At 56.0% G+C, this 26819-nt stretch carries 25 protein-coding genes; 7 read left to right on the top strand and 18 right to left on the bottom strand.

From position 1 onward, the window contains the following. Positions 1–112 precede the first annotated feature (112 nt). The 4 genes from selD to N2M06_RS08550 all read left to right on the top strand — a co-directional run bounded on the left by selD (position 113) and on the right by N2M06_RS08550 (position 4777). Entirely contained in the window at positions 113–1150 is a 1038-nt protein-coding gene (selD, locus tag N2M06_RS08535; protein ID WP_346350543.1) for a selenide, water dikinase SelD, read from the top strand. Continuing rightward, positions 1143–2240, top strand: coding sequence for a tRNA 2-selenouridine(34) synthase MnmH (gene mnmH / locus N2M06_RS08540; protein ID WP_346350544.1), 1098 nt, complete (start codon positions 1143–1145; stop codon positions 2238–2240). Before selD ends, mnmH begins: the two co-directional genes overlap by 8 nt. Then, positions 2234–2866, top strand: a complete 633-nt coding sequence (locus N2M06_RS08545; RefSeq protein WP_346350545.1) for an MBL fold metallo-hydrolase — start codon at positions 2234–2236, stop codon at positions 2864–2866. Before mnmH ends, N2M06_RS08545 begins: the two co-directional genes overlap by 7 nt. 69 nt (positions 2867–2935) lie before the next feature. After that, the gene (locus N2M06_RS08550) at positions 2936–4777 is read left to right on the top strand and encodes a HAMP domain-containing methyl-accepting chemotaxis protein (RefSeq protein ID WP_346350546.1); all 1842 of its coding nucleotides are present in this window, start codon (positions 2936–2938) and stop codon (positions 4775–4777) included. 58 nt (positions 4778–4835) lie between these two features. Here the strand turns inward: N2M06_RS08550 and N2M06_RS08555 are convergent, their stop codons facing one another. Both N2M06_RS08555 and N2M06_RS08560 read right to left on the bottom strand, forming a co-directional pair. Beyond that, on the bottom strand, positions 4836–5441 hold the full coding sequence (locus tag N2M06_RS08555) for a hypothetical protein (protein ID WP_346350547.1): 606 nt from the start codon (positions 5439–5441) through the stop codon (positions 4836–4838). A gap of 109 nt (positions 5442–5550) precedes the next feature. Then, on the bottom strand, positions 5551–6696 hold the full coding sequence (locus N2M06_RS08560) for a transposase (protein ID WP_346350548.1): 1146 nt from the start codon (positions 6694–6696) through the stop codon (positions 5551–5553). A 147-nt stretch (positions 6697–6843) separates the two neighbouring features. On the opposite strand from N2M06_RS08560, the gene N2M06_RS08565 reads away from it, so the two are divergent. From N2M06_RS08565 to glpD, 3 genes are read left to right on the top strand one after another with little or no spacing between them, the layout of a single operon-like run. Continuing rightward, positions 6844–7605, top strand: coding sequence for a penicillin-insensitive murein endopeptidase (locus N2M06_RS08565; protein ID WP_346350549.1), 762 nt, complete (start codon positions 6844–6846; stop codon positions 7603–7605). After that, positions 7602–9086, top strand: coding sequence for a glycerol kinase GlpK (gene glpK / locus N2M06_RS08570; RefSeq protein WP_346350550.1), 1485 nt, complete (start codon positions 7602–7604; stop codon positions 9084–9086). Before N2M06_RS08565 ends, glpK begins: the two co-directional genes overlap by 4 nt. Next, the gene (glpD, locus tag N2M06_RS08575) at positions 9083–10561 is read left to right on the top strand and encodes a glycerol-3-phosphate dehydrogenase (RefSeq protein WP_346350551.1); all 1479 of its coding nucleotides are present in this window, start codon (positions 9083–9085) and stop codon (positions 10559–10561) included. Before glpK ends, glpD begins: the two co-directional genes overlap by 4 nt. On the opposite strand, the gene N2M06_RS08580 is transcribed toward glpD, so the two are convergent. The 16 genes from N2M06_RS08580 to N2M06_RS08655 all read right to left on the bottom strand — a co-directional run bounded on the left by N2M06_RS08580 (position 10544) and on the right by N2M06_RS08655 (position 26721). After that, positions 10544–11113: a DUF5610 domain-containing protein gene (locus N2M06_RS08580; protein WP_346350552.1), complete on the bottom strand. Its 570-nt coding sequence runs from the start codon at positions 11111–11113 to the stop codon at positions 10544–10546. The genes glpD and N2M06_RS08580 overlap by 18 nt on opposite strands. Before the next feature lie 72 nt (positions 11114–11185). Beyond that, on the bottom strand, positions 11186–12958 hold the full coding sequence (locus N2M06_RS08585; RefSeq protein ID WP_019933790.1) for an EAL domain-containing protein: 1773 nt from the start codon (positions 12956–12958) through the stop codon (positions 11186–11188). Between the two features lie 121 nt (positions 12959–13079). Further along, entirely contained in the window at positions 13080–16070 is a 2991-nt protein-coding gene (locus N2M06_RS08590; protein WP_346350553.1) for a hypothetical protein, read from the bottom strand. Beyond that, complete coding sequence (locus N2M06_RS08595) at positions 16063–16446, bottom strand: hypothetical protein (RefSeq protein ID WP_346350554.1); 384 nt, start codon at positions 16444–16446, stop codon at positions 16063–16065. Before N2M06_RS08595 ends, N2M06_RS08590 begins: the two co-directional genes overlap by 8 nt. Further along, complete coding sequence (locus N2M06_RS08600) at positions 16436–17182, bottom strand: type II secretion system protein (RefSeq protein WP_346350555.1); 747 nt, start codon at positions 17180–17182, stop codon at positions 16436–16438. The genes N2M06_RS08595 and N2M06_RS08600 overlap by 11 nt, the downstream gene beginning before the upstream one ends. Next, positions 17179–17700 carry a prepilin-type cleavage/methylation-like protein gene (locus N2M06_RS08605; protein WP_346350556.1) on the bottom strand — a complete coding sequence of 174 codons (522 nt, stop codon included), beginning with the start codon at positions 17698–17700 and terminating at the stop codon, positions 17179–17181. Before N2M06_RS08605 ends, N2M06_RS08600 begins: the two co-directional genes overlap by 4 nt. Beyond that, on the bottom strand, positions 17687–18214 hold the full coding sequence (locus N2M06_RS08610) for a type II secretion system protein (RefSeq protein WP_346350557.1): 528 nt from the start codon (positions 18212–18214) through the stop codon (positions 17687–17689). Before N2M06_RS08610 ends, N2M06_RS08605 begins: the two co-directional genes overlap by 14 nt. A gap of 157 nt (positions 18215–18371) precedes the next feature. After that, the gene (locus N2M06_RS08615) at positions 18372–18848 is read right to left on the bottom strand and encodes a prepilin-type N-terminal cleavage/methylation domain-containing protein (RefSeq protein ID WP_346350558.1); all 477 of its coding nucleotides are present in this window, start codon (positions 18846–18848) and stop codon (positions 18372–18374) included. Between the two features lie 239 nt (positions 18849–19087). Continuing rightward, complete coding sequence (locus N2M06_RS08620; protein WP_346350559.1) at positions 19088–20311, bottom strand: type II secretion system F family protein; 1224 nt, start codon at positions 20309–20311, stop codon at positions 19088–19090. Between the two features lies 1 nt (position 20312). Beyond that, the gene (locus tag N2M06_RS08625; RefSeq protein ID WP_346350560.1) at positions 20313–22010 is read right to left on the bottom strand and encodes a GspE/PulE family protein; all 1698 of its coding nucleotides are present in this window, start codon (positions 22008–22010) and stop codon (positions 20313–20315) included. Continuing rightward, a complete protein-coding gene (locus N2M06_RS08630) occupies positions 21988–22716 on the bottom strand; it encodes a tetratricopeptide repeat protein (protein WP_346350561.1) in 729 nt (242 codons plus the stop codon). The genes N2M06_RS08625 and N2M06_RS08630 overlap by 23 nt, the downstream gene beginning before the upstream one ends. Continuing rightward, entirely contained in the window at positions 22713–24329 is a 1617-nt protein-coding gene (gene mshL / locus N2M06_RS08635) for a pilus (MSHA type) biogenesis protein MshL (RefSeq protein ID WP_346350562.1), read from the bottom strand. The genes N2M06_RS08630 and mshL overlap by 4 nt, the downstream gene beginning before the upstream one ends. Further along, positions 24326–24655, bottom strand: a complete 330-nt coding sequence (locus N2M06_RS08640) for a hypothetical protein (RefSeq protein ID WP_346350563.1) — start codon at positions 24653–24655, stop codon at positions 24326–24328. Before N2M06_RS08640 ends, mshL begins: the two co-directional genes overlap by 4 nt. Beyond that, positions 24648–25292, bottom strand: coding sequence for an MSHA biogenesis protein MshJ (locus N2M06_RS08645; protein ID WP_317075536.1), 645 nt, complete (start codon positions 25290–25292; stop codon positions 24648–24650). The genes N2M06_RS08640 and N2M06_RS08645 overlap by 8 nt, the downstream gene beginning before the upstream one ends. Continuing rightward, a complete protein-coding gene (locus tag N2M06_RS08650; protein WP_346350564.1) occupies positions 25289–25867 on the bottom strand; it encodes a PilN domain-containing protein in 579 nt (192 codons plus the stop codon). The genes N2M06_RS08645 and N2M06_RS08650 overlap by 4 nt, the downstream gene beginning before the upstream one ends. Further along, the gene (locus N2M06_RS08655; RefSeq protein WP_317075534.1) at positions 25864–26721 is read right to left on the bottom strand and encodes an MSHA biogenesis protein MshI; all 858 of its coding nucleotides are present in this window, start codon (positions 26719–26721) and stop codon (positions 25864–25866) included. Before N2M06_RS08655 ends, N2M06_RS08650 begins: the two co-directional genes overlap by 4 nt. Between the last annotated feature and the right edge of the window lie 98 nt (positions 26722–26819).

The raw sequence follows: 26819 nt of genomic DNA on the forward strand, positions 1-26819 counted from the left end.
TTTATTGTTTCGCTGCCTTTAAGTTTACGCTCACCCGCACGCGCTGTGGGGTGCGATTCCTGCCTATAAGGAGTACTATACAGGCTTTCTGACAGTTACCAAGGAAGCTCATGTGGAACCCATTCGCCTGACTCAATACAGCCACGGTGCTGGCTGCGGCTGCAAAATCTCCCCCAAAATCCTCGACACCATACTGCACAGCCAGCTGCCCGGTTTTAACGATCCGCGCCTGGTGGTGGGCAACGACAGCCGTGACGATGCCGCCGTGGTGGATATTGGTAACGGCATGGGCATTATCTCCACTACCGACTTTTTTATGCCCATTGTGGACGATCCCTTTACCTTTGGCCGCATTGCCGCCACCAATGCCATCAGCGATATCTACGCCATGGGCGGCACGCCAGTGGTGGCCATTGCCATTCTGGGCTGGCCAATCAACACGCTGGCACCGGAAGTGGCTCAGCAGGTGATTGACGGCGGTCGTCAGGCCTGCCATGACGCCGGCATTTCCCTTGCCGGCGGCCACAGCATAGACGCACCCGAGCCCATTTTTGGCCTGGCAGTCACTGGCCAGATTGCGCTGGATCAGGTGAAACGCAATGATACCGCCGCCGCCGGCGATATTCTTTTTCTGACCAAGCCGCTGGGCATTGGCGTGCTCTCTACCGCCCAGAAAAAAGGCGTGCTACGGGATGAAGACAGCACCCTCGCCCCCGAAGTGATGTGCCAACTGAACAAGCCCGGCCAGGATTTTGCCGCACTGGACGGCGTCAGTGCCATGACCGACGTGACCGGTTTTGGCCTGCTGGGGCACCTGGTGGAAGTGTGTGAAGGGGCTGATGTGAGTGCGCGCCTGAACATGGCCGATATTCCGCTGCTGCCCAACCTGGATTATTACCTGCAGGCGGGTGCCGTGCCCGGCGGCACCCTGCGCAACTTTGATGCCTATGGCCATAAAGTGGCCCCCATCACGCAGCGCCAGCAGCATATTTTGTGCGATCCGCAAACCAGCGGTGGCCTGCTGGTGGCGGTGCGCCCCAGCGCCATTGACGAATTTTTATCTGTGGCCGCCAGCCATAACCTGAGCCTGGCGCCCATTGGCGAGCTGGTCACCGCCGGCGAACACCGCATTGAGGTAGTGGATGCCTGATCTGGAAACCGATCTCGATGCGCTGTTTATCAATAACACGCCTCTGCTGGACCTGCGCGCGCCGGTCGAGTTTTTGCAGGGGGCCTTTCCGGCGTCGTGCAATCAGCCCCTGATGAACGATAACGAACGTGCACAAGTTGGCACCTGCTACAAGCATGAAGGTCAGCAGGCTGCTATTGCACTGGGCCACCGGCTGGTATCCGGTGAACTGCGCCAGGCCCGCCTGCAGGGGTGGATCGAATGGCTGCAGGAAAATCCAAACGGTGTGCTTTATTGCTTTCGGGGCGGCCTGCGCAGCCAGACGGTGCAGCAGTGGCTTGGTGATGCCGGCCGTCCAGTGTCCCGGGTCAAGGGTGGCTACAAAGCACTGCGCCGGCGGCTGCTCACCGAAATTGAACAGGGTTTTGCCGGCCCGGGTTTTGTGCTCACCGGCCTCACTGGCAGCGGCAAAACCGACTGGCTGGCGCGCAGTCCGCTGTCGCTGGATCTGGAAGGCTATGCCCACCACAGAGGCTCCAGCTTTGGCAACTGGGGCGAGCCCCAGCCCACTCCCATCAACTTTGAAAACCGCCTGGCCATTGCCCGGTTAAAGCAGCGTCACAGTGGTATTCAGGGCTGGCTGGTAGAAGACGAAAGCGCCATGATTGGCCGCTGCCCCGTGCCCCTGCCCCTGTATGAGCGCATGCAGCAGGCACCGCTGCTGTTGCTGGAAGTGCCCTTTGAACAGCGGGTGCAGCAAATTCGCCATGACTATGTAGACACCATGCAGCGCCACTTTAACCAGGATTTTGCGCGGCTGGAAAGCTACCTGCAAGACAGCCTGAAACGGCTGTATAAACGCCTGGGCGATCGGGAATGGCGACGGCTGTCGGAGATTATGTCTGAGGCGGTGCGCCAGCAGCAACTGGGTTATGGCAGTGCGGCCCATGAAGAGTGGATCGCCACCCTGCTGGGCGTTTATTACGACCCCATTTATGCCCGCCATCAGGCGGCCAAGGCCGATCGCATCGTTAAACGCGGTAACGCCGACGAGCTGGCCGAATGGCTGGCACAGCAGCCCGAAGCTCAACCTGAGGAAACACAATGCTGAATCGTATTACCCTGCCGGTAACCCCCTTTATGCAAAACTGCAGCCTGGTATGGTGCAGCGCCACCAACAAGGCAGCACTGATAGACCCGGGCGGTGAAACCGAACGCCTGCTGGCAGCCATTAATGAACGGGGGCTGACTCTGGAGCGCATTATTCTGACTCACGGCCATCTGGATCACGTGGGCGGCACCGGCGAGCTGAAAGCCAATACCGGCGTGCCGGTGGAAGGCCCGGGCGAGCAAGATGCCTACTGGATAGACGGCCTGGCTCAGCAGGTGCAGATGTTTGGCTTTGATCCCGTGCCGGGTTTTACTCCCGACCGCTGGCTGAATGCCGGTGACACCGTCACTGTGGGTGAAGAAGTGCTGGACGTGTATCACTGCCCCGGGCATACGCCGGGCCACATGGTGCTGCTGCACAAGGCGCAACGGCTGGCCTTTGTGGGCGACGTGCTGTTTCAGGGCAGCATTGGCCGCACCGACTTTCCCGGCGGCAGCCACGAGCAACTGATAGACAGCATTAAACACACTCTGCTGCCGCTGGGTGACGACATCACCTTTGTACCCGGCCACGGCCCCGAAAGTACCTTCGGCCATGAGCGACTGAATAACCCGTTTTTACGCTGACCCTCTGCGCCTGCTCATGGCGCACAACCCCCTCTTTCAGATGTTCCGATAACGAGAAAAAATTAACGGATGAAAATAAAACACAAGCTCGCTCTCAACACCCTGGTGGTGATTGCCGCCATGGGAATTTTGTTTACCTTGTTTACGCATACCCTGAATACCATCAAAGCTCTGAACCATGGCAAGGCACTGGCAATGACGCTGCATAACGATATGCTCAGCCTGCGCCGGGATGAAAAAGATTTTATCGCCCGCCTCGATACCCGTTATCTGGACGACTTTCAGCAACAAATGGCGCAAACCCAGCAGCACCTGGCTCAACTGAAGGCTGTGCTTGAGCAGCAACAGTTACCGATCACCGCACTGACCAGTTTAAGTGAACGTTTCAGCCGGTATAGCACCGATTTCACGGCAGTGGCGGACGCTTATCAGCGTCTCGGGCTGGATCATGAGTCCGGGCTGGAGGGCGAGTTGCGCCAATCCGTACACGATGTTGAAGCCTCTCTGAATAACGCCGGTGCCGATCGGATTCTTATTACTCTGCTGCAGCTTCGCAGAGCCGAAAAGGACTTTATGCTGCGCCATGAAGTCCGCTATTTGCAACGTTTTAATAATCTGCATGAGCAATTGCTTAGTGAACTTGACACCCTGGCTTTATCCCGGGTTCAGGCCAGCCATTACCGGCAGCGTTTTCTCGCTTATGCCGATGAGCTGCAACGTCTGGGACTGAGCAGTGAGGAAGGATTGCAGCTGACCATGCGTCAGACTATTCAGAGTACCGAGAGCCTGCTGAACAGTACTCTTGCCGATATCGAGCAGCGGCTGCAGGCCTATCTGGATCAGTCAACCCGTACCGCGACCCTGGTATTTATGCTGATGTTGCTGCTCACTGCAGGAGTCGCCATTGCCATCAGTCGTTCCATTTTCCGCCCCATCAGGCAAATTCGTGAAGGCGTGCTGAGCATTCATCATACCCGCCACCTCGGACTGCACATTGATACCGGCAGCAAAGATGAAATGGCAGACATTGCCGATGCGCTGAATACCATGCTTCAGGGGTTCCGGGAGGTAATTCAGCAGGTGCATCAGGCTGTGGGCACCATGAATCAGACCACTCAGCAACTGTCAGAAAGCGCCGCCGCCACGACCGCAGACATTGAACGCCAGCAGCAGGAAACCGAGCAGGTTGCCACCGCAGTAACAGAAATGGTCAGCACCATTGATGACATTGCCCGCAATACCGACCAGACCGCCATCAAGGCCAGCAAGGCCAACGGCAGTGCAACGGAAGGACAGCAGCAGGTGCAGGGCACCATAGAGCGCATTCGCCGTCTGGCCGGCCGGCTGGAAGACTCGGTAGGCAGCATTGAGGACTTGTCCCGTCAGAGCGACACCATCGGTACCGTATTACAGGTTATTCGCGATATCGCCGATCAGACCAACCTGCTGGCGCTCAATGCTGCCATTGAAGCCGCCCGCGCAGGTGAGCAGGGCCGGGGATTTGCCGTGGTGGCCGATGAAGTCAGGGCGCTGGCGGCGCGCACTCAGGATGCAACCCAGGAAATAGCGACCATCATCAGCTCACTGCACGCAAAAACTGACGACATGGTGAAGATTATCTACCAAAGCAGAGAAGAAGGACTGGAAAGCAGCCAGCAGGCCAAACAAGCTGAAAGAGTACTGGATGACATTACCGGAGAAGTGACCGTCATTTCAGACATGGCCACTCAAATTGCCGCTGCTATTGAGCAGCAAAGCAGCGTTGCCAATGAAATTGGCCGTAATGTGGTAGTCATTCGGGACATCACCGACAATACCGTACAGGCCGTGCGCGACAATTCTCAGGCCACTCGAAACATCGCCATTCAGGCACAAAACCTGCAGGAGGTGGTCTCGGTGTTTCGTATCTGAGAACGCCTGTCGGCATTCCCAGTTACCCGCCAGCAACCAGCCGCGCTAAAGGCGCGGCTCAGTCATCCCAGTCATCGTCGTCTTCTTCCACCGGCTCTTCTACCACCACCATGGGTGCCAAAGGTGCGATGGCATCCAGCAGTTTGCGGCGCGGCTGCCAGTTGGCCACAAAGCCAAAACGGTAGCAGTTTTCACCCAGGGCAAAACGCTCTTCAGCCTGAGTTTCCAGCGCCTGCTGCACGGCGTTCAGCTCCTGCTCGCTCAGCTGCAGATCCAGCGTAAAGGCAATAATGGCCCCGTCGTGGCCCGGCAGCTTGCCCTTGTTCACTGCCCTCACCCTGTCTCTGGGCAGGCTCACCACCTGCTTGCGATTCCCGTTCACCAGATACAGCCGCTCGGCATCATAGGCCAGGTTCATTAGCCGCTGGCGGCTCCAGCTGGCCGGCCACAGGCTTACCAGCAGCAGCACACCACCAAATACCAGCCCCACATAATGAATAAGCTCAAAGCCGTTTTGCGCATCCAGCGCCGACCACACCACCACTGCCAGACTGGCCAGCAGCACAGCGGCCTGAGTGGCATAAAAACGAAAAGCTGGTGGCAGCAGCACAAACTCAAGAGGCTGCTGTAACAACTGTTGCACGGACAGGCGCTGGGCGGTCATGATGAAATTCCGACGAGATTAAAAGCCGCTACCCTAGCAAAAATCCGCGCTGGCATAAATAATGGTGCCATTTGACTGCTCCTCTCCCTGAAGGAAGGGGATTCCCAATTCACCGAGAACCGGACACGGAGACTGGCCCCATGCCGCTTACATTCTCTCCAAGGGCTAACACCGCCAGCCCGGCGGCTTTAATGTTGGTCGCGGCGTTGATGTCGCGCTCATGGTGTGCGCCACATTCGGGGCAGTCCCATTTTCTGACCGACAACGGCAGCGACGATAACGTGTGCCCGCAACCCGAACAGCGCTTGGAGCTGGGGAACCACTGGTCAATAGCGACCAGTGAGCGACCGGCCCATTCTGCCTTGTACGCCAACTGGCGCACGAACTCGCCCCAGCCTGCATCGGCAATGGCTTTGCTCAGGGAAGGGTTACGGATCATGTTTTTCACTTTCAGGGATTCGACGCAGACTACTTGGTTCTCGTTAATCAGTCTGCGGGACAGCTTGTGCAAGTTGTCCTGTCGGCAATCGGAGATTTTGGCGTGAAGTTTCGCCACCTTCTGGCGGGCCTTGGCACGATTGGCCGAGCCGAGCTTTTTCTTGCTCAGCCGGCGCTGTGCCTTGGCCAGTCTGGCGGCGTATTTCGCGGTATGGCGGGGATTGCCGACCCGTTCACCCTGGTCGGTGATAAACAGATCTGTCAGGCCCAGGTCAATGCCGGCCATGTTGGGAGTAACCGGCAGTTTGCTGGGCGCGAACTCACACAGGCAGCTCACAAAGTAACGGCCTGCCGAGTCTTTGGAAACGGTTATGGTGCTGGGCTCGCCGGGCAGTTCACGGCTCCAGCGAATATTCAGTGGGGTTTTGCTCTTGGCCAGATACAGCTTGCCGTCCCGGTATTTGAAGGCAGAACGGGTGAATTCCGCCGACTGACGGTGCCGCTTGTGCTTAAATACTGGGTACTTGGCACGGCCTTCAAAGAAATTCTTGAAGGCGGTTTGCTGGTGGCGCAGGCATTGCTGCAAGGGTACGCACGACACTTCAGACAGAAACGTCAGCTCAGGATCTTTCTTGAGTTCGGTCAGCCGGGCGTTAGCGCCAACGTAGCCGATTTTTTGCTGACGCAGCTCAAAAGCATCAGTACGCCAGCGCAGTATCGCGTTATAGACAAAACGCACACAACCGAAGGTCTGAGCCAACAGCTCAGTCTGTTCGGGTGTCGGGTAAAACCGATATTTATAAGCGCGTTTTGTCATGCGCTTAGTTTAGTAAACCACTGTATAGATAGCCAGTTTAAAAGGAGAGGCGGGAACAGGGGCGGCTGACGCCGCCGTGCTATCCCTCCCCGCCCTGAAAGGACGGGGTTTCCCGCGCAAAATTGATGAGCAAAGGAGGGCACATTGATGTTAAAACCGGTTTTCTGGCTGGCGCTGATCCTGTTCAGCATTCACTTTGGCGCACAGGCCGAGGCCATTGGTGGCTACGCGGCGGGCTGCCAAACTCAGTCCCGCGCACTGCCGCTGTCGGGGGAAGGCTTTCAGGTGGTTCGCGCCGAGCGCCAGCGTTATTACGGCCAGCCTGAGCTGATTGATTACTTGCAGGGGCTGGGCCAACGGCTGAACGCCGCCGGCCTGCCGCCCATGCTGGTGGCCGATATGGCAAGAAAGCATGGCGGCCCCTTTGAATATGGCCACCGCAGCCACCAGAGCGGGCTGGATGCGGACATCTGGCTGCGCGCGGGCAACCCTGCCCTGCCCGAGCAGGACATGGTCAACCATAAGCTCTATGTGCTTAACCGCTACTTTACCGATAACCAGCGCCGGCTGATTGCCCTGGCCGCACAGGATGAGCGCGTGAGCCGTATTTTTGTGCACCCGCTGATCAAACAGGCCATGTGCCGTGCTTACGCCGATGCACCCTGGCTGGGCCGCCTTCGCCCCTGGTATGGTCACTCGGGGCATTTTCATGTGCGGCTGCACTGCCCTGCCGGCCATGCCAGCTGCGAGCCGCAGCACCCTGTGCCCGCCGGCACCGGCTGTGGCAGTGAGCTGGCCAGCTGGATAAACGACAAAACCGGCGAGTTGTATAAGGGGCCGCGCAAACCCTGGCAGCCGGTATTGCCCGTTGCCTGTACTCAATTACTGGCTCAGAAGGAGGCACCATGAGCAAGCCCTCTTATATTCTGGCGCTGGATCAGGGCACCACCTCCTCGCGCGCCATTTTGTTTGACCACCAGGCGCGTGTGGCGGGTATAGCCCAGCGGGAATTTACCCAGCACTATCCGCAAGCGGGCTGGGTGGAGCACGATGCCACCGAAATCTGGGCCACCCAGCGCGCCACCTTAACCGAAGTGCTGGCCAAAACCGGCGTGCGCCCCAACCAGCTGGCGGGCATTGGCATTACCAATCAGCGGGAAACCACAGTGGTGTGGAACAGACACACCGGCCAGCCCATTCACAACGCCATTGTATGGCAGTGCCGGCGCACCGCAGCCATTTGCGAACAGCTCAAACAGCAGGGCCTGACCGACGAGATAAAACAGCGCACCGGTCTGGTGCCCGACGCCTATTTCTCGGGCACCAAGCTGCGCTGGCTGCTGGACAATGTGCCCGGCGCGCGCGAACAGGCCGACGCCGGTGATTTACTGTTTGGCACCATAGACACCTGGCTGGTGTGGAAGCTGACCGAAGGCCGGGTGCATGTCACCGACTACACCAATGCTTCGCGCACGTTGCTGTTTAATATCAACACCCTGGAATGGGACCCGTTTTTGCTGGAAACGCTGAATATTCCCGCCAGCCTGCTGCCCGAGGTAAAGCCGTCTTCCCGGGTGTATGGCGATGCGGATATTGGCGGCAAAGTGCCCATTGCCGGCATGGCCGGGGATCAGCAGGCGGCGCTGTTCGGCCAGCTGTGCTTTAACAAGGGCATGGTAAAAAACACCTACGGCACCGGCTGTTTTATGCTGATGAATACAGGCCAGCAAAAAGTGGAGTCGAATCACGGTCTGCTCACCACATTGGCGGTGGGGGCCGACGGCGGCGTGAGTTATGCACTGGAAGGCTCGGTCTTTATGGGCGGTGCCATTATTCAGTGGCTGCGAGACGAGCTGGGGTTAATAGCTCACGCCAAGGACAGCGAAGCCAGTGCCACCGCAGTAGCCAACACCAACGGCGTGTATCTGGTGCCCGCCTTTACCGGACTGGGCGCGCCCTACTGGGATGCCTATGCCAAAGGCACCATCACAGGACTAACCCGAGGGGCCAACCGCCACCATATTGTACGGGCCGCACTGGAGGCCATTGCCTTTCAGAGCCGGGATCTGCTCGATGCCATGCAACAGGACGCGGGGCTTCGCCTGGCGGCGCTGAAAGTGGACGGCGGTGCCGCTGCCAACAACTTTTTAATGCAGTTTCAGGCGGACATTACCCACACCAGGGTGGTGCGCCCTGCCCTGCTGGAAACCACGGCGCTGGGCGCGGCCTTTCTCGCCGGGCTGGCCACCGGCTTCTGGCAGAATACAACGGAGCTGGCGCAGTGCGTGAGCATTGATCAGGCGTTTACGCCCACTATGCCAAATGATGAGCGCGAGGCCCATTATCAAGGCTGGCAGGCGGCAGTAGCCCGCGCCAGGAGTGAGCCATGAGCCAGCCGCTGGATGTAATGGTCATAGGCGGCGGCATTAACGGCACCGGCATCGCCCTGGATGCCGCCGGCCGCGGTCTTGATGTGGCGCTGTGCGAAATGAACGATCTGGGCGCAGCCACGTCCTCCGCCAGCAGCAAGCTGATCCACGGCGGCCTGCGTTACCTTGAGCAATATGAATTCCGGCTGGTGCGCGAGGCACTGGCCGAGCGGGAAACCCTGCTGCGGACGGCACCGCACATTATCTGGCCGCTGCGCTTTCGGCTGCCCCATCAACCTCACCTGCGCCCCGCCTGGATGATACGGCTGGGGCTGTGGCTGTATGATCATCTGGCACGGCGCGATCGGCTGCCGCCATCACGCCGCGTGTTTCTGAACGGACACGGCCCATTGCAACCGAAGCTGAAGCTGGCCTTTGAATATTCCGATGCCTGGGTAGACGATGCCCGCCTGGTGGTGCTGTGTGCCATGGCGGCCCGGGAGCGCGGCGCGCACATCTGGCCCCGCACCCGCTGCATTCAGGCACAGCGTGCCCACGGCCTCTGGCAGGTAACGCTGGAAGACGCCAGCGGCAGCCGGCGCACCGTGTTGGCACGGGTGCTGGTGAACGCTGCCGGACCCTGGGCCAGCAGCCTGTTTGATGAGGTGCTGCACACAGCGCCACCGGCGCACCTGCGGCTGGTAAAGGGCAGCCACATAGTGGTGCCGCGCCTGTATGACAGTGATGACGCCTATATTCTGCAACACCGCGACGGCCGCATTGTGTTTGTGCTGCCCTATGAGCAGGACTATTCCCTGATTGGCACCACGGATGTGGACTACACCGGTGATCCGGCCAGTGTGGCACCGGCTTATGATGAAATTACCTACCTGTGTGACGTGGTTAACGAGCACTTTCGCACTCAGATTTCACCGCAACAGGTAGTGCATCAGTTTGCCGGCGTGCGGCCGTTAATGGCCAATGGCGATAATCAGGCCCAAAAAGCCTCACGGGATTACAAACTGCTGCTGAGCGCCGATGGCAACGAGGCACCGCTGTTGTCGGTGTTTGGAGGCAAAATCACCACTTTCAGGGCACTGGCAGAAGACGCCATCAACCAGCTGGCGGCGTTTTTGCCCGGCACCGGCGGCCCCTGGACCAGCCAGCTGGTGTTACCCGGCGGCGATTTCAATCACCATGCCGGCCTGGAAGCGAAGCTGATACAAGAATACGCCTGGCTGCCTTTGCCCCTGGCTCGGCGCTATGTGCGCAGCTACGGCATCCTGTGCCGGCAGTTTTTGCAGGGCTGCCAAGGTCTGGAAGACCTGGGAGCGCACCTGGGAGCCGGCTTATACGGTGCCGAGGTGGATTATTTAATGCAGCAGGAGTGGGCCCGCACCGCCGACGATATTCTGTGGCGGCGCACCAAGCTGGGGCTTGCCTTCAACGACGCCAGGCAGCAACGGTTACAGGAATATTTAAGATCCAGACCCTAACCTTTCTTCACGAAAGGTGTTGAGTTTGTCTGTAATCAGTTCGCGGGTGGCGGTGGCGTTATCCTTGATGCTGCCGTCGAACACACTTAGCCCTTCAAGAATATTGACGGCTTCTCCAAAGCCCTTATCAATGGAGCTGGTGATGGTGTCGAGAAACTGCTCCAGCTGCTTGTCTTCCGGCATACCGGGGTTTTGTTTCTGGAAGGTCTCAAAAAAACCAAGGGCTCCGTCTACTATGCGGCTGGCGGTGTTTTCCGGAGACCAGTAATCGTCGGGCTTGTCTGCCAGCTTTTCGGGAGTAATGGCATGCTGCTCGCCAAGCTCCGCATTGATCGTGCTCATTATCTCGCCATAAAGAATACTCATGGCCTTGTTATTGCCCGTATTACCGCCATCAAACATGGCCTGCACTATGCTCTGGTTACTGCGGGCTTTCAGCTCGGAGCGGGCGCTGGCCACATCGTGCTCGGCACCTTTTTCTGCCGGTGTCTGCCGCTCGTTTTTGCTGGCTACCTGATAAACCTGATTACCTGAAACCGGAAAAATCGCCATTGCCCTGCTCCTTTTTAGCATTCGATAAACAAGGTATCGGCCAAACCAGCAAAAGCTTAATTAAGGCAGCATTTACATAAGAGTGCTGTTACCCGGCCCTTTACTGCATAAAGACAAGAGCGGCAAGAGTTCGCTGGCCGGCATGGGCTTGTAATAATAATATCCCTGCACGGTAATGGAGCCGAACTCTTCCAGCAGCTCCAGCTGCTCTTTTTGCTCTACTCCTTCCACCACCAGGCTTAATGACAGCTGCTCTGCCAGCTGCATAATGGTGCGCAACAAGGTCAGCGCTCTTGAGCTTTCGCAGGCTTCCACCATAAAGCTGCGATCAATTTTAAGCTCATCCAGCGGAAACCAGTGCAGGCAGGACAGCGCCGAATAACCGGTGCCAAAGTCGTCCAGAGAGAGCTTAAATCCCTGATCCCGCAGCTGCTGCAGCATATTAATGCCGGTATCCAGCTGATCCATCATGGTGGACTCGGTGACTTCCAGCTTGATAAGAGAATGCGGCAAGCCAAAGCGGGCCATGGTAACCATCAGCCAGTCACAAAAATCGGCCTGGCTGAACTGCTGGGCACACAGGTTTACCGACACCATGGGCGGCATCATGCCCTGCTCCCGCCAGGCGGCCAGCTGTGTGCACACCTGCTCTATTACCCAGCGATCCAGACGCACAGACAGCCCGCTTTGCTCGGCCACCGGAATAAACTCGGCAGGAGAAATCATATCAAGGCGCGGGTGCGTCCAGCGCAGCAATGCCTCAACCCCGACAATGCGCTCATCAACCGAGCACACCTGGGGCTGATAATGCAGGCTCACTCCCTGCACCAGACCGGTATTCAGCATATGGCCCAGGCTCTGCTCAATAATCAGCTCTCTGTGGTGCAGCCTGTGCTGCTGTTCATCCACAAACTGATAGCGGCCGCGGCCTTCCCGTTTGGCCATGGCGTGAGCATATTCTGCCGCCTGCAACAGGTTTTCGGGCTCTTTGGCATCGCGCGGATAAATGGCAATGCCAATGCTGGGCTGCATGCACACCACATTTTGATCAGCCAGCACCATGGGCTGCCCCAGCAGACTGAGCAGTTTTTCTGCCAGATGCCCCATGGTGGTATCTTCCGCCTTGCTGTGGCGCAAAATGGCAAACATATCGCCCTGCAGCCGCACCAGGGTATCGGCTTCGTCTACTGCCGCCTGCATAATGCGCGCCTGCTGACGCAATACATCATCGCCCCAGGTCATGCCCAGCTGCTCATTTACCGGTTTCAGCCGGCCAATATCGAGCACCATTAACCCCACCCGTATTTTGTTACGCTGTGCTTCGGCCAGCGCCTGCTCCAGGCGAGAGGTTAATAACTGACGATTGCCCAGCTGAGTGAGCGGATCTTTAAAGGTAAAGGGCATGCGATCCTGCTCGGCCATGCGCTGACCGCTGAGATCGTGACCAATGGCCACTCTGTGGGTTATCTGACCATGGTGGTTGGTAAGCGTATTAATGCTGAGCCACTGCGGATACACCTCGCCGGACTTGCGCCGGTTCCATACCTGACCACTCCATTGGCCGGTACGGCTGATTTGCTGCCACATTTTTCGGTAAAAGTCAGGCTCATGTTTAGCAGACTGAATCAGCCGTGGCGTTTTGCCCAGCACCTCTTCGGCAGTAAAGCCGGTAATTTGAGTAAAGGCCGGATTAACCCGCTCGATAATGCCGTCGGCATTGGTCACGATGATGGACTCAAGCGCATTTTCAAACACATGGTGCAGCAGCTGCCGCTTAAAGCTCAGGTTTTGCTCAAACACGCTCGTCTGAGCGGCAGCCTCCTGATGGTGATGATCTTCGCGCACTGTCGGTATCCTTACCTTGTTACTATGGCTTGCGAACTGATGATAATTTTTTGTAAACAATTAGTAAAACATCTACATCACACTTTTGTACTGCAGGCTGGGCCTGCAGTACCGGCCGGGATCAGCGAGTGGCTTCCCGGCGGTTAAAGGTGCGCTCGCCCGGGCTGAAGCGGCCGGTAATGTCCAGCAGTGCCTCAGGATCTGCAAGGCCGCCTTCATTGTCTTTATCTGCCGGCTTCAGCCAGTCATGCAGTCCTTCAATGGTGACTATTATGTCTTTTAGTTCACTGGCGTAAGGAGGAACTTCAATCACCTTACCATCAGCAATCAGCGATAAATCCTCCATCGGGTTACCACCCCAAACGGCTTTCACATTACTGCTCTCTGTGAGGTAATCGGAGGTACCAGTATCTTCTTTCAGTTGCTTAAGGCTCTCACCGTAATAATGCAGCTTGGTGAACATGGTGCCTTCTTTGTTCACTGGTATCTCGGCGTCCATCAGGGTGATAAAGCCAAAGCGCAGGGTGTCGTTTTCACCGGCAAAATAGGTGCTGGCTGTTAACCCACCCAACTCATCATGATCGGCAAGGGTCAGATCCAGTGGTATATGCAAAGACTGCTCTGCAACGGGGTAATCCTTATCAAAGGCGAAAGAGTCTTCAGGCCGCCAGATATGCTCACCAGTGCCAACATCCTGTCTTTGCCACTGCAGTTTATTACCATCCAGCAGTTCGTCAGTGAGGCTGGCATACAGATCCAAGCCTGCAGCAAACTCACCAGTATAGGATGGCAGCTCACACTCATTATCCTGCTGGCCGGCGGCACAGGCCATAACAGAGAAATAAGGTGATTGAGGCAGCGCATTCTCATCATCTTGATGATATACCACCGCTTTTCCACGATAAGCAACGCCACCTTCAAGCTTGCCTGAGCCGGCAGTGATCAGCAGACGGTCTGGCACTGTGCGGCCGACAATGGCGATATCACCGTCCGTTTTCAGCATGCAGCCGTTATCACTAACGGCATAGGGTGCGCAGGTTTCAGGCACGGTTGCCTGTATCAGGGCTACCCCGGAAATAGGCTCGGCGCTTTGAAAGCCCGGGTTATTATTTTGATTAAAATTAACCATTGTCTGTTTGATCACAGGAGAATCATCAGTTTCTTTGGCATCAGCGCCCAATTCATGAATAACAATGCCATTCAACCGGGCACTGTAGTCATCAATCAGCTTATCGTTTTCACCATAGGCTTGCAGTGTAAGCCCGACTTGCTCACCGGCCTTGCCCAGTACAGTGCAAGATGCCGCATGTTCGGCGTGTACAAAGCCATCATCGCCACTGCAATCGGCAGCGGACCAGCGCAGCTGTTTGGGCACAAACACCAGCTCAAGCTGGTATTCCACTTCCTGCTTGTTTTTACCATTTTTGCCATTATCACCTTTAATGGTCAGGGATATGGCTTCAGCCTTGTTATAGGTCAGGTCCAACGGAAAGCTAACTTCACTGCCTTTTTTCAACACTCTATTACCGGTTTGAAGTGTTCCGGTGCCGTTTATCTCAGTAATATAAAAATTGAAGTTGGGAATAGTTCCTCCCAGTTTTTCTTCATTAAGAGTGATCTCATCATACACATAGGCAGCGAGAGAAGATTGCACATCCTGCTCGGTACACAACTTGCAGCTTGGCAGGCGAGTGCCGTCAGACAGATAACAGCGCAACTCACCTTCATCAGGTGAGGGGGTCATTTTATCTGCCACAAACTGTATGCATTTATTTTTATCCAGCTTGGTATTAGGCTTATAGTCAGTCACCTTGCCTATAAAATTATTGAAGTTGGAAATATTATTATTGTTCTCGCCATCATCTATCTTCAACCTGGCATAGTCTGAATAGAGCAGCAAATCGTTACAGGCCTCATCACCACAGGCGTAGGCTGTCAGTTCATTCGCTTCCTTGTTAAAGCTGAGCTGGTAATGATGAACTCCATCTGATGCAGAAATTTCTTCAAAGTTGATAGCGGAGCTTCCCTCCATTTCCAGATCAACCACATTGACAGCACCAAATATTCTTGTGTTGCCCTCCATATCCAGATCACCCTCAACATATAAGTGACCATAAATACGAGAAGAGCCTTCAAGCTCGATATCTCCGTCATCATCGCCATCGCCGTATACAAAAACCAAAACCGAGTTGTCAGGGGCTCCCAGTACTGAATTTCCTTTTAGCTCCAACTCATCTTCAATATAAAATGTAGTCAGTTTTTGGCCTTGTGGAATGATCCTGGCGCTATTCTGTAAATCAACCTCTTCATACCAGTATGTGCCGGCATCAAGATATAATTGGGCGTCGCCGGATAAGTCCAAAGACTCTACTTGCACTGCGCCATAAAGCTTGCTGCTACCCTTCAGCTTAACATCGCCGTAGGATTTTATATCTCCATACCATTTTGCATTATCACCCAGCTTTACTTCATCGTTATCGTAATGAAATATATTTACTTTTTGTGACGGGCTGCCTATCTGATTACTGATGGAGACATCAACATTATCTTTAACATAAAAATTAACCTCACCATTACCATTAATGACAATTTTGCTGCTACCGGATAATTTCAATGAGTCCAACCAATAATTACCGCTATCAAGATAAATAATTGAACTGCCCTGCGCCGACAAGTCTCCTTTTATTAACACGTCACCAGTGTTGGAAATATGCAATCTGCAACTGCCCTGCGCTTCCACTTTTTCGTATGCATCGCGAACATATTCAATGGTGCCGGAGCCACTACACTTTGCCTCGAAAGATGAATTGGTTTTTTTAAAGGCAGGAAGCTCAAATGGAGAGCGATTAAACTTAGGAAGCGAATAAGGTGTGGTAATCTCGCCTGAGATAGTACAATTTCCGTTATCACACTGACCTTTTAGATCATTTTTCTTTCTAAAATCCAGCACACCATTATTGGTGCCGTTAATGCTGGTACTCCAGCCCATTTCCACTTCACCCTTTTGATCATGGCTTTGGGCGGCATAGGGGAAGAGTTCAGCAACAGTGGATGCCAGTGCGGGTGCCGTGGCAAGCAGTGCCGTCAGATAAAACAAGGCGGTTTTATTCATTAATCACCTCAACTTCTATATTGCGGACCACGGTAAGGCCGCTGCCGGTGCAGGAGCCGGTGGAAATGATTTGTCTTTGTGATGTGCCAGCAGGTGTGATGCTGTGAATATACGCATCACATCCATTAACAGATAAAGGGCTGTCTTTATCCACCACCTTGGCAGCATCAAAGTTGTCTTTATCGAGCACGGCATAAATTTGCTGCTCCAGTACCGATTCGGCCGCCAGGCGGGCTTTCAGTGCCTGCACTTCGTATACCAGCTGGCGGCTGCTCTGGCCCGAGAGGGTGACCATGGCGGCCATTAACCCCGAGAGGATCACAATAATAAAGATGATGCTTACCAGCATGCTGCCGGCCTGAGGGTTAAGGCGCATAGATCACCTGCAGCTGCGCGGGCAGCACCAGATTGCCGTCTTGGGTGCTCAATACAAGCTCCATTTGTATCAGTTGACTGGTCTCATCATAGTCTTTGAATACGCCATTTTCACTGATCCCGCTCAACATCAGGGTTTTATCTTCCCAGCCGGCACCGGTGGTTTGTTCACGATAAAGCCTGCCCTGCTCGCTGCAAAACCGAATTTGCTCAGGCTTGAGCAGAGTGTAACGCTGACCTGCCCCTTCTCGCTTGAAATCAATATCAGCAGGAGTATCAAAAATGTCACTCACACCAAAGCTGTTATTGGCAGGCTCTTGCTCCAGTTGATAAACAGTGTTGGTGAGTGTAGCTGGGTAATTACTCCATTCAGCCTCGCCACTGTCAGCACGAATGGCCATATAACTATTTTTTATATTTTTATCTTGCAGACTCAGCGGTTTAATAAAAGTAGCCAGGCCATTTTTAACCGTGCCGGTATAGGTGCCGGCCGCCAGGGCAGGCACAAATGCCAGGCAGTTGTTTTTGATATACACACTGGGGCCATACGCCACGGCCAGCTCGCGGCGCAGCCGCTCCATGGCAAAGCGGGCACCGGCGAGTGCTTCGGCACGCTCGGCCCCGCCCATATAGCTGCTGGCCATCTGGGCAATAAAACGAGTGCCAAACACGGCACTGATGCCAATCAGCACCATCACGATAACCAACTCCAGCAGGGTGAAACCGCGCGCTTTCATCTTATGTTATACCTGTGCAGGGTAAAGGACACATCGGCTCCGTTTTGATCTGCGATGGCAATTAGCACCTTTTTAAATGCAGTGCCGGCATCATCAGTTTCAAGGGTAACGCAGGTTTCTACTGTGTAGCGGGCATAGAGTTGTTGCTGGGTCAGTGCCAGTTGGGCTGCCAGCGCATCGCCGGTAATGGCGTTGTCATCACACCAAAGATGAAAGTCATCGACCACTGAAAAGTTGTCCAATACAGGATTAGCCTGTGCGGCTGCGGTGGGCGCATTATTACATTCACCACCATCACACCGAATTTGTGCATGCGGATTATTGGCTGCATCGTATTGAACCGCCAGCACCTGTTCGGCCAGGGCTTCGGCCAGTGAGACGGCGCGAAACTGAAACACCGGATCCAGCTGGCGGGGCTGGCTTACAAAAAACAGCCCCGCCCCCACCAGCACAATAGCCAAAATGGCCAGGCCAATCACATATTCCAGCAGGCTGAGGCCGGCATTAGCGCGCCACATAAATATACCCCTCTGGCTCTATGGTTACCGAGGTGCCCGCCAGGGTGATGATGAGTGTGCTATCAAGCGGATTACCGTTTATATGGGGCCGGCCCAGATAACTGTTATCGCTGAGAAAGTTTTCATTGGCGAACTGGCCAAACTGCAGAGTAAAGGGTAAAGCTTGACTGGCGGTGACGGGCTGCTTTGTGCCCAGCCAGATATCAGGGTTTGTATCACTGAGATCGGTGAGCAGAGTGGTGCTGTTGCAGTCTCTGGAAACAGACACCCCCTCACGGGTGACGGCAATCACGCCACAGCGGTCTGTGCCGGTGCCGCCTTGCAGCGCCTGTGGATCGTTCATCGCCCTGAGCTGGGCCAGCCGCAACAAGCCCGCCAGATTGCGGGCCTGAAGAGAATTATTAAAATTGCTGCCCACGGGCAGGCGCGGAATGGCCACGGCGGCAAGAATGCCCACCAGCACCAGCACGGCGACCATTTCTATCAGGGTAAAGGCAGCGTGTTTACGCACCATAAGGGGGAGAGCTTAATAAGTGGGGAGCATTGGTGGCCCCGTAAACAGCGGGAATCACCACAGGCCCGATAAGTGTAAAACCGGCTGCACTGCGCATGGGTTTCCTTTATTGGAAAGGATGAATGGTTAAAAAGGCGGCCTAAGCCGCCTTTTATATTTATTCACAGTTGGTATCAGCTTCGACTGTCGCTGGAGTGTTAGTACCTGTTGCTTCTGTATATCTTACAAAACACTTAGCAGGGTTGCTAGCTCTGCCCTTAGGATGGATACTTATTGCATTTGCTTCTTCAACTATTGTGTAATCACCATCATCACCGGATGTGGGAACGCTTTGTAAGGCTCCCAGAATACCAGTGTTGTCTGTGGCTGCGATAGGATAACCATGGTTGAATTTAACATTCGGGTATCCGGGAACACCTGTAATATCTTCTCCGCTATCCATGCCTTCCAGTACAGCTTTAGTATTAGCCAGTGTCAGTGCCGACTGAATGGAGCCTTTCAGACCATTAATATTACCTGCATAAGCATCACCCTGCAGGTTTAAAAACCGCGGTGCGGCCACGGCACCCAGAATGCCGAGAATTACAATGACAATAACCAGTTCAATCAGGGTAAAACCCGCTGCTCTTTTCATTTTATTTCCTTTCCAGTTAATGGTTACAAAGTTTGTGGTTACTATCTTAACGGCTTGTATGGTGCCAATCCAGCCCTGTTCCGAGTATTTTTGCAACTGCTCACAGCCATGCTAGAAGCAGCAGTGCGGATTACCGGAGCCGACCATTAAATGCCATGGATGGCATTTTCGAGCGTTACATGGAGGTACTTGTAGCGTGTCGGCGTAGTGTAACCGCACTGATGCTTTGCGATGCACACTTACCCGCCTTTGACCAGATCCATCATGTCCCACATGGGAGTAAAAATACCCAATGCCAGCACCAGCACCATGGCGGCAATGGCGGTGATCAAAATGGGCTCAATACGGGAAGACAGGTTGGCAATGTCGTAGTCCACTTCTTCTTCATAAAAGCGGCCCGCTTCCATTACCATTTCATCTACCCGGCCAGTTTCTTCGCCCACCCGAAACATCTGCAAAATCAGCGGGGTAAATACCCCGCTGTTTTCCGCCACCGCCGACAGGCTGTCGCCGGAAGACAGGCCCTCGCCCATAGTGTGAATGGCCTGGGTTAAAAAAGCGTTGTCGGTGGCGCTGCCCGCCAGCCGCAGCACTCGGGTAATGGGCACGCCGGCGGCCAGCATCATGGCAAAGCTGCGGCAAAAGCGCGCCAGCAAAATGCGCTTGATCAGCGGCCCCACTATGGGCACCCGCAGCAGGGTTTTATGCCAGCGCAGTCTGCCGGCCGGGGTGCGCACATACCACATAAAGCCGGCGCTCAGGCCCAGCAACACCATCACCAGCAGGCCAAAATAGTGAGTAAAAAAATGCGAGCTGCCAATCAAAAACCGGGTGGTCAAGGGTAAATCGGCACCCAGCCGGGCAAAAATGCCACTGAAGGCGGGGATCACATAAATATTTATCACCGTCATGGCGGCTGCCATGGCAATGGTCACAAACATGGGATAACGAATGGCGGCCTTGATGCGCCGGCGGGTGTCCAGCTCCAGCTGGTAATAATGGGCCAGCTGCAAAAATGCCTGCTCCAGCTGCCCGGTGCTCTCCCCCACTTCCACCAGAGACACAAACAAACTGTTAAACAAATGCGGATGCGCCGCCAGCGCATTGGCCAGGGTCTGGCCCTGATTCAGTGCTTTAGCTACCTCATCCAGGGCTTCTTTTAATACTCTGGTGTCTGTGGTGTCGCGCAGCCCTTCCACAATGCGCAGAATGGGAATACCGGCGCGGGTAAGGGAGGCAAACTGCCGGCTTAATATCAGCAGCGCTTCGGGCTTGATGCCGCCTTTTAAAAACTGACGCACCTGCAGCCAGGTTTTGGTGCCGGAGCGGGTTTCTTTCATTTCTACCGGGATCAGCCCGGCCTGAGCCAGACTGGCGGCAGCGCTTTCCCGGCTGGGCGCTTCCATGCGCCCTTCACTGAGCTGGCCCTGGCGATCCCGCGCCTTGTAGTGATAAAAGGCCATCTCAGTCTACCCACTCAGACAGGCGCAGCACCTCAGAAACGGCAATATTGCCCGCCAGTGCCTGCTCCAGGGCCGCCTGGGGCAGCGTCACAAAGCCCGGCAGGCGGGCCACTTCCGTTTCAAAGGCCTGGGTATTTTCATGACGCAGGGCATCGGCCATGGGCTGATTCACTTCCAGCCACTCAAACACCCCTATTCGCCCTTTAAAACCGGTGTGATTACAGCTGGCACAACCTTCACCACGATAGAAGCGGCCCTGTTCGGCCTGCGGATTCAAATGTATTAAAAACTGGCGTTCGCTCTCGTCGGGCTGGGCCGGCACCTTGCAGTATTCACAAATTTTGCGCACCAGCCGCTGGGCCAGCACGGCTTTAAGGGTGCTGGCCACCAGATAGCCGGGCACGCCCATGTCCATTAATCGCACTGCCGAGCTGGGGGCGTCGTTGGTGTGCAGGGTAGACAGCACCAGATGGCCGGTCAGCGCCCCGCGCATGGCAATTTCGGCGGTTTCCTGATCGCGCATTTCGCCAATCAGCAGCACGTCCGGGTCCTGACGCAGGCTGGTGCGCAAAATGCGGGCAAAGGTGAGCCCGGCCTTGCTGTTTACCTGCACCTGATTGACCCGCGGCAGCCGGTATTCCACCGGATCTTCAGCGGTAATAATTTTACGGTCGGGGGTGTTCAGCTCGGCCAGAGCCCCATAGAGGGTGGTGGTTTTGCCGCTGCCGGTGGGGCCGGTGACCAGAATAATGCCGTTGGGGCTGGCCAGTTTGCGCCGGAACGAGGCCAGCAAGGCAGGCGGCATGCCCGCCTGCTCCAGAGTGCGGGTGCCGCCGGACTGATCCAGCAGCCGCAGTACCACCGCCTCGCCATATTGCACCGGCATGGTGGCCATGCGCACATCCACCGGATTGTGTTTAATGGTCAGCTCAAAGCGGCCATCCTGCGGCAAGCGGCGCTCGGAAATATCCAGCCCGGCCATCAGCTTGAGCCGCGATACCAGCGCCGGCGCTATGGCCACTTCTTTCAGCTGGGTTTCCTGCAGCAGGCCGTCTACCCGCATGCGCAGACGAATAACCTTGTTGTCGGGCTCTATGTGAATATCGGAGGCCCCCACCTGCATGGCGTCTTCAAACAGGGAGTTCAGCAGGCGGGCCACGGTGGCGTCGTTGTCTTCCAGACCGGCAGTTTCAATCACGGTGCGGCTGGGCGCATGCTCTTCCGACAGCTTGCCGGCCAGGTTGGCAATGTCGTCGGTGCGGCGGTAGAGCTGATCATACAGCGCCAGCATCTGGCTGTGAGGGGCCACCGCCAGGTGTACTTCCCGGGGCGAGAGCAAATTGCTGATGGCATCCTGAGTGTCGAGATCGGCGGGGTCGGCCAGCACCACTGTGGCCTGAGTGTCGTCGGCACCGATCACCAGCGCACGGTGACGGCGGGCATACACTTCCGACATCAGCTTGACCGCCTGGGGATCAATATCGACTTTATTGAGATCGAGCAGCGGAATGTCCAGCTGCTCGGCCACAAAGCCCAGCAGCTCCAGCTCGGTGAGCATGCCCATTTGCACCAGCACGGCACCGAGGCGACCGCCTTCCTGCCGCTGCTTCTGCAGCACGGTTTCCAGCTGGCCCTGGGTGATCACGCCATGGTCTATCAGCAGCTCGCCCAGACGCTTAGTGAGTTTGCGTTGTGCCATGTTGCAGCTCCAGTTGCCGGTTTACAAATTGCAAAGACGCCTCTCCCAGATCCACGCTGGCTTGCGCCTGCTCAAAGGCATGGGTGAAATCCCGGCCCAGGCTGCGCTGGCACAACCCAAGCCCCAGCCACCAGGGGCCGCTGTTTTGCTGAGTAAGCAGGCGATGATAAACGGCCATGGCGTCTTCACAGCGGCCACTGCGCCGGCCGGCTTCGGCCATGAGGGCATAATAGTCCAGGTGTTGCGCCAGCTCGGGCTGAGCATCACTCAGCACCTGCCAAACGGCAGCGTGGCGGTTTTCATTGGCCAGAATACGGCCCAGCGTCAGGCGCAGCCCGGCCTGCTCCGGTGCCAGCTCCAGCCCTTGTTGCAGCAGGGCTTTGGCCTGTGCCGGTGCGCCCCGGCCATATTGCAGTGCCGCCAGCTTAAGCCGCAACTGATGAGCATCAGGATAACGTGCCAGCGCATCATTCAACTGCTGTTCGGCCTGCATCCAGTTGCCCGTGGCCAGCGCCGCATTGGCGGTGGCTTCGGCTTCTGCCAGCTGATCGGCACGGCTGACCGTGACTTCACTGATGGACAACTCGCTGGCCGCCGGCGGCGTGGCCATGACCTGAGCCCACACCGGATCGTTCCAGTCGGGCTGATCATCGGCATAAGCCATGGCAGCCGTCAGCACAAGCAGCAGACTTGCCGTCAGCTTCATCGTGCCCCCCGGTATTCCTGGCTCAGCGGTACCGTCTCAGGCTGGGGCGGATACCATTTTTCCAGCAGATCCCGGGAGCGTTGCAGCTCGGTCTGCCAGGTGTTGGCGGCCACCACCACCGGACGCAGCATAATCACCAGCTCGCTTTTCTGAGTAGCAAGATTACGGTTTTTAAACAAATTGCCCAGCACGGGTATTTCGCTGATCAATGGAATGGCCGTTTCCTGCTCGGTTTGTTTTTCCTGCATCAAGCCGCCGATAATAATCACTTCACCAGAGGCGGCCTCTACTACCGTGTCCGACTCACGCACCGTACTTTTGGCAAAATTCAAGGGTATAGTGACATTATTATCCAGTGGTAACAGCTTAAGATCTTCTTCAACTTCCACGACAGCCGGGTGAATATGCAGCAAAATACGGTTGTCTTCCCCAATCTGGGGGGTGACGTCTAAAGATATACCCGAAAAGAACGGCTTATATTTGGGCTCCGGATAAATTCGGTTGGTGCCGCCATCGTTATTTGTTTCTGTTTCAATGGAAAAGTCTGTCACAAAGTATTCGTCTGTGCCTACTTTAATCACCGCTTTCTGGTTATTGCTGGTAGTAACACGAGGGTTTGACAGCGTATTTACCTCACCCTGGGTTTGCAGCAGGTTTACCACCGCATCAAAGTTACCATCGGTATAGGTAAATACAGCTCCGCCTCCCAGCAAGTCTGACAACGGACTTAAAAAGCCGGGGTAGGTTACCGCCGTATTACCCGTAGCAACCTGACCAGAGCGGCTGTTTGCCGACAGGTTATTCCACTCTATGCCCTGCTCATAACCGTCATTCAGCTCCACTTCCACGATGCGCGCTTCCAGAATTACCTGGCGTTTGAGCTGACGTTCGGCCCGGGTTAAAAAATCGTCTACCAGTGCCAGCTCGTCGGGAGCAGCGCGCACCGTCACCAGGCCGGCCTGAGGGTTGGTGACCACCACCCTGCCCTCTTCATTGCCAATTAACCGGCCAAGGGCGCTTTCCAGATCAGACCAGAAGTCATTGTTGGATTCGGTATTAATACGGGTAGAGCTGCCGCCGGTATTACTGTCTTCGTCGCTGCTGCCAAGGCTGCTGCCGCTGATGGCGGTTTGCGACTGACCATTGCGCGATAACATCAGATAATTCACATTAAAGGTACGGCTGCGCACGCCGTTGGCATACACCTGATAGACGCCGCTGCGCTGCTCTATGCCGTAGCCGTAAAGGCCGGAGATGGCATCCAGAATTTCCGGCAAGGTCACCCGGCGCAGGTTAAGGGTAATGGTGCCGGTCACATCCGGGTGCACCGCAATGCTCACGTTATGCTGGCTGCCGAGGGCGGCAAAAAACTCCCGGGCATCTACGTCCCGAGCGGCAATATCAAAACGGCGCGCCGGTGCCAGGCTGGTGCCGGCTGCCGGCCGGCGGCTGCTTAACAGCTCCTGCTCTACCGCCGCGGGCACGGCATCGGGCCGGGTTTGCAGGGCTTCGTCCAGCGCCTGCTTGGGCAAGGAGCCGTCGGGGGTCTGTACACAGGCGGTCAGGCCGGCAGCAACCAGGGCCAATGTAAGCGGTTTAAGCATCCGTTTCATGGGGTATCCGTATCATTAAAAGTAGAGAACAGGTTCAGGATCAGGCGCTGGCCCTGGTTTTCCAGGGTCACCTGCTCTTTGGTGATGGCCAGCAGGCGGTAGTTGCCAACGGCCTTGCCAAGCGTCACCCACTGGCCGTCAATGATGGCACCTTGGGTGCTGCCGCCGGCAAAAATGGCCTGCACTACAGGCACACTGCTGTTATTGCTTGCGGGTTTGTCCGCCTCGGTCACCGGCTGCGGCCCGCCGGCCAGCGGCCGGGTCGGATCCTGTACACTGCCGGCGGTGCTTAATAATGAAAACAGCAGAACACTGGCGTTAACCACGGATCAGCTCCTTGTGTTGACTGATGGTAAAAAACTCCAGCCGAATAAGACCGGTGGGGTGCTGCTGCAGCTCAAAGCTCAGGCTTTGCCAGAAAATGCGTCCGCTCAGACTTTCCAGTTGTTTGGCGTAGTCGAGCAGCTGCAAATAACTGCCCGACAGCTCCAGCGCCAACGCGTGCCGGTAGAGTATGTCGCCGCCTTCCTGAGCCGGGTTTATGGGCTCGGCAGGCAGGTTGGTCAGGCCGGTTAAGGTCAGCCCGGTTTGCTGATCCAGCACCGACAGCAACAACGCCGGCATTTGCTCGGGCCCCACCAGGGTGCGCATGCGGGCATCCACATTGGCATTGATCTGACTTAACTGACGAGACAGCCGGGCCACCCGCGCCCGCTGATCGTTGGCTTTAAGCTCACTGATACGCTGGTTAAACTCCTGCTCCAGTCCTTGCTGCTCGTTAATTTGCCGTTCCAGCTGCTGCTGTTGTGCCTGCAGCTGCTGGGCGGTGGCAGCCAGGGTCTGCTCATACAAAGTGAGCCCGGCCCAGGCCGTGAGCGCCCACAGGGCCACGGCAAGTAACCAGCGCTCGCGCCGGTTGCGGGCCATATAAGCATCGTGAAGCTGTTTAAGCCTTGCTTTCATCGGGCTACTCCGTCGCTGTGCAGACTGAATTCAAGGGCTTCGGTGCCGTTCTGATGAATATCCAGCTTGCCAAACTCGCGTCTGGCCAGACTCTGATAATGTTCAAACTCCAGGATCCAGGCCGGCACGGCAGCGGCGGTGGCAGCCTCGCCGGTGAGGGTCATGGCCTGCCCCTGCAGTTGCAGGCTGGTCAGAGACAGCTGCTGCCAGGGTACCCGGGCCAGGTCGTCCAGGGTGCTGGCATAAGACACCAGCTGATCCCGGCTGAGCAGCCCCAGCAGCTGGCGACGGGTACGAATATCACGCTCAATACGAAGGCGTTCGGTGTCGTCCTGAGCCTGATTCAGCAGCGCCACACTTTGCTGCAGCCGGGCTACCGTGTGTTGGGCCGCGTCCAGCTGTTGCTGCAGCTGCTGGTTGGCAACCGTCTGGCGATGGTTTGTCACCGACTGCCAGGCAAACACCAGGCCCCACAACAACACAACGGCCAGCATGCCCAGCAGCACATGGCGGCTGGTGGGCAGCTCTTTTACCGGCTTGAGGGCAGCCTGATAAAACTCAATGCGGGTTTTCATGCCTTGTCCTCCTCCAGCATGCCGATGGCGGGCAGGCTGACCGGTGACAAGTGCTCATTGGTCAATGATTCGGCTTCAATATCAAATACTTGCTTAATAGCCAGCTGCACTGCCGGAGTCACTCGTTGCGGCAACGCCAAAAACCACTGATTGGGAGCATTCAGCTTCAGCTGGCCGGTGGCGTAGTCAATGCTGCGCTGCAGCTCAAGCAGCAGGTTGTCGAATACAAACTGATCAACCGCCATCGACTCATCATCCAGCGCCTGAAAACCACGAATGGTGCGGGAAAAATGCCACTGTCCCTGATGAATAAAGGTCATGGTCAGCTCCTGACCAGGCACCTTGTGCAGCACCAGACCTCGCTGATCTGCGGCCAGCAGGTTACACATGGCCAGTTCATCTGGCCCCATGGTTGCGATGGAGCAAAGCGGCGTAATGGCAGCCACCAGCTCGGCCAGCGGCTGGCGCTTGCTGTAATAGACGGCAATGCGCGCTGTGCCCTGCGGCCCCGTTGGCAAATCAATATAATCAAACAGCAGCTGCTCTACCGGTTCATCCACCATTTCTCGCATGCACCAGGGCAAGGCCTGGGCCAGCTCGTCGTCGGGCATGGCGGGCTTGTCTATTTGTGTTTGCCGGTAAAAATGCCGGCCCAGTGCCAGTTTTATTCGGCGGCCCTGCCATTGTTGCTGCCCGATTAACCGGACCAGCGCTGAGGCTGCGGATTCGCCCTGATTAAAAAGCAGCTCAATCACCTGCCGCGGATATTGCTCTTCCACTGCATACAGCGCTGTCTGGGTAAGATAGATGCTGACTACCGTGCTGCTTTGAGCGGATTTGAACCATTTTAACATTCAGATCCTTAACGCCACCGAAAAATAAAAAAGCCAGTATAAACAGATAAAAGCAGTTAATGAACAGAGGCTTGCAAACCAGTGAAATAAAAAAGGGA

The organism is Oceanimonas sp. AH20CE76 (assembly GCF_039654065.1).
In the GTDB taxonomy this organism is placed as follows: Bacteria; Pseudomonadota; Gammaproteobacteria; order Enterobacterales; family Aeromonadaceae; genus Oceanimonas; species Oceanimonas smirnovii.

Coding starts and splice junctions, on each gene's coding strand:
- N2M06_RS08555 (WP_346350547.1), bottom strand. CDS start 5,441: ATGACCGCCCAGCGCCTGTCCGTGCAACAGTTGTTACAGCAGCCTCTT.
- N2M06_RS08560 (WP_346350548.1), bottom strand. CDS start 6,696: ATGACAAAACGCGCTTATAAATATCGGTTTTACCCGACACCCGAACAG.
- N2M06_RS08600 (WP_346350555.1), bottom strand. CDS start 17,182: ATGAAAGCGCGCGGTTTCACCCTGCTGGAGTTGGTTATCGTGATGGTG.
- N2M06_RS08630 (WP_346350561.1), bottom strand. CDS start 22,716: ATGAAGCTGACGGCAAGTCTGCTGCTTGTGCTGACGGCTGCCATGGCT.
- N2M06_RS08655 (WP_317075534.1), bottom strand. CDS start 26,721: ATGTTAAAATGGTTCAAATCCGCTCAAAGCAGCACGGTAGTCAGCATC.
- mnmH (WP_346350544.1), top strand. CDS start 1,143: ATGCCTGATCTGGAAACCGATCTCGATGCGCTGTTTATCAATAACACG.
- N2M06_RS08620 (WP_346350559.1), bottom strand. CDS start 20,311: ATGGCCTTTTATCACTACAAGGCGCGGGATCGCCAGGGCCAGCTCAGT.
- N2M06_RS08580 (WP_346350552.1), bottom strand. CDS start 11,113: ATGGCGATTTTTCCGGTTTCAGGTAATCAGGTTTATCAGGTAGCCAGC.
- N2M06_RS08590 (WP_346350553.1), bottom strand. CDS start 16,070: ATGAATAAAACCGCCTTGTTTTATCTGACGGCACTGCTTGCCACGGCA.
- N2M06_RS08605 (WP_346350556.1), bottom strand. CDS start 17,700: ATGTGGCGCGCTAATGCCGGCCTCAGCCTGCTGGAATATGTGATTGGC.
- N2M06_RS08595 (WP_346350554.1), bottom strand. CDS start 16,446: ATGCGCCTTAACCCTCAGGCCGGCAGCATGCTGGTAAGCATCATCTTT.
- N2M06_RS08645 (WP_317075536.1), bottom strand. CDS start 25,292: ATGAAAGCAAGGCTTAAACAGCTTCACGATGCTTATATGGCCCGCAAC.
- N2M06_RS08550 (WP_346350546.1), top strand. CDS start 2,936: ATGAAAATAAAACACAAGCTCGCTCTCAACACCCTGGTGGTGATTGCC.
- mshL (WP_346350562.1), bottom strand. CDS start 24,329: ATGAAACGGATGCTTAAACCGCTTACATTGGCCCTGGTTGCTGCCGGC.
- N2M06_RS08610 (WP_346350557.1), bottom strand. CDS start 18,214: ATGGTGCGTAAACACGCTGCCTTTACCCTGATAGAAATGGTCGCCGTG.
- N2M06_RS08625 (WP_346350560.1), bottom strand. CDS start 22,010: ATGGCACAACGCAAACTCACTAAGCGTCTGGGCGAGCTGCTGATAGAC.
- N2M06_RS08565 (WP_346350549.1), top strand. CDS start 6,844: ATGTTAAAACCGGTTTTCTGGCTGGCGCTGATCCTGTTCAGCATTCAC.
- N2M06_RS08615 (WP_346350558.1), bottom strand. CDS start 18,848: ATGAAAAGAGCAGCGGGTTTTACCCTGATTGAACTGGTTATTGTCATT.
- N2M06_RS08650 (WP_346350564.1), bottom strand. CDS start 25,867: ATGAAAACCCGCATTGAGTTTTATCAGGCTGCCCTCAAGCCGGTAAAA.
- glpD (WP_346350551.1), top strand. CDS start 9,083: ATGAGCCAGCCGCTGGATGTAATGGTCATAGGCGGCGGCATTAACGGC.
- N2M06_RS08545 (WP_346350545.1), top strand. CDS start 2,234: ATGCTGAATCGTATTACCCTGCCGGTAACCCCCTTTATGCAAAACTGC.
- glpK (WP_346350550.1), top strand. CDS start 7,602: ATGAGCAAGCCCTCTTATATTCTGGCGCTGGATCAGGGCACCACCTCC.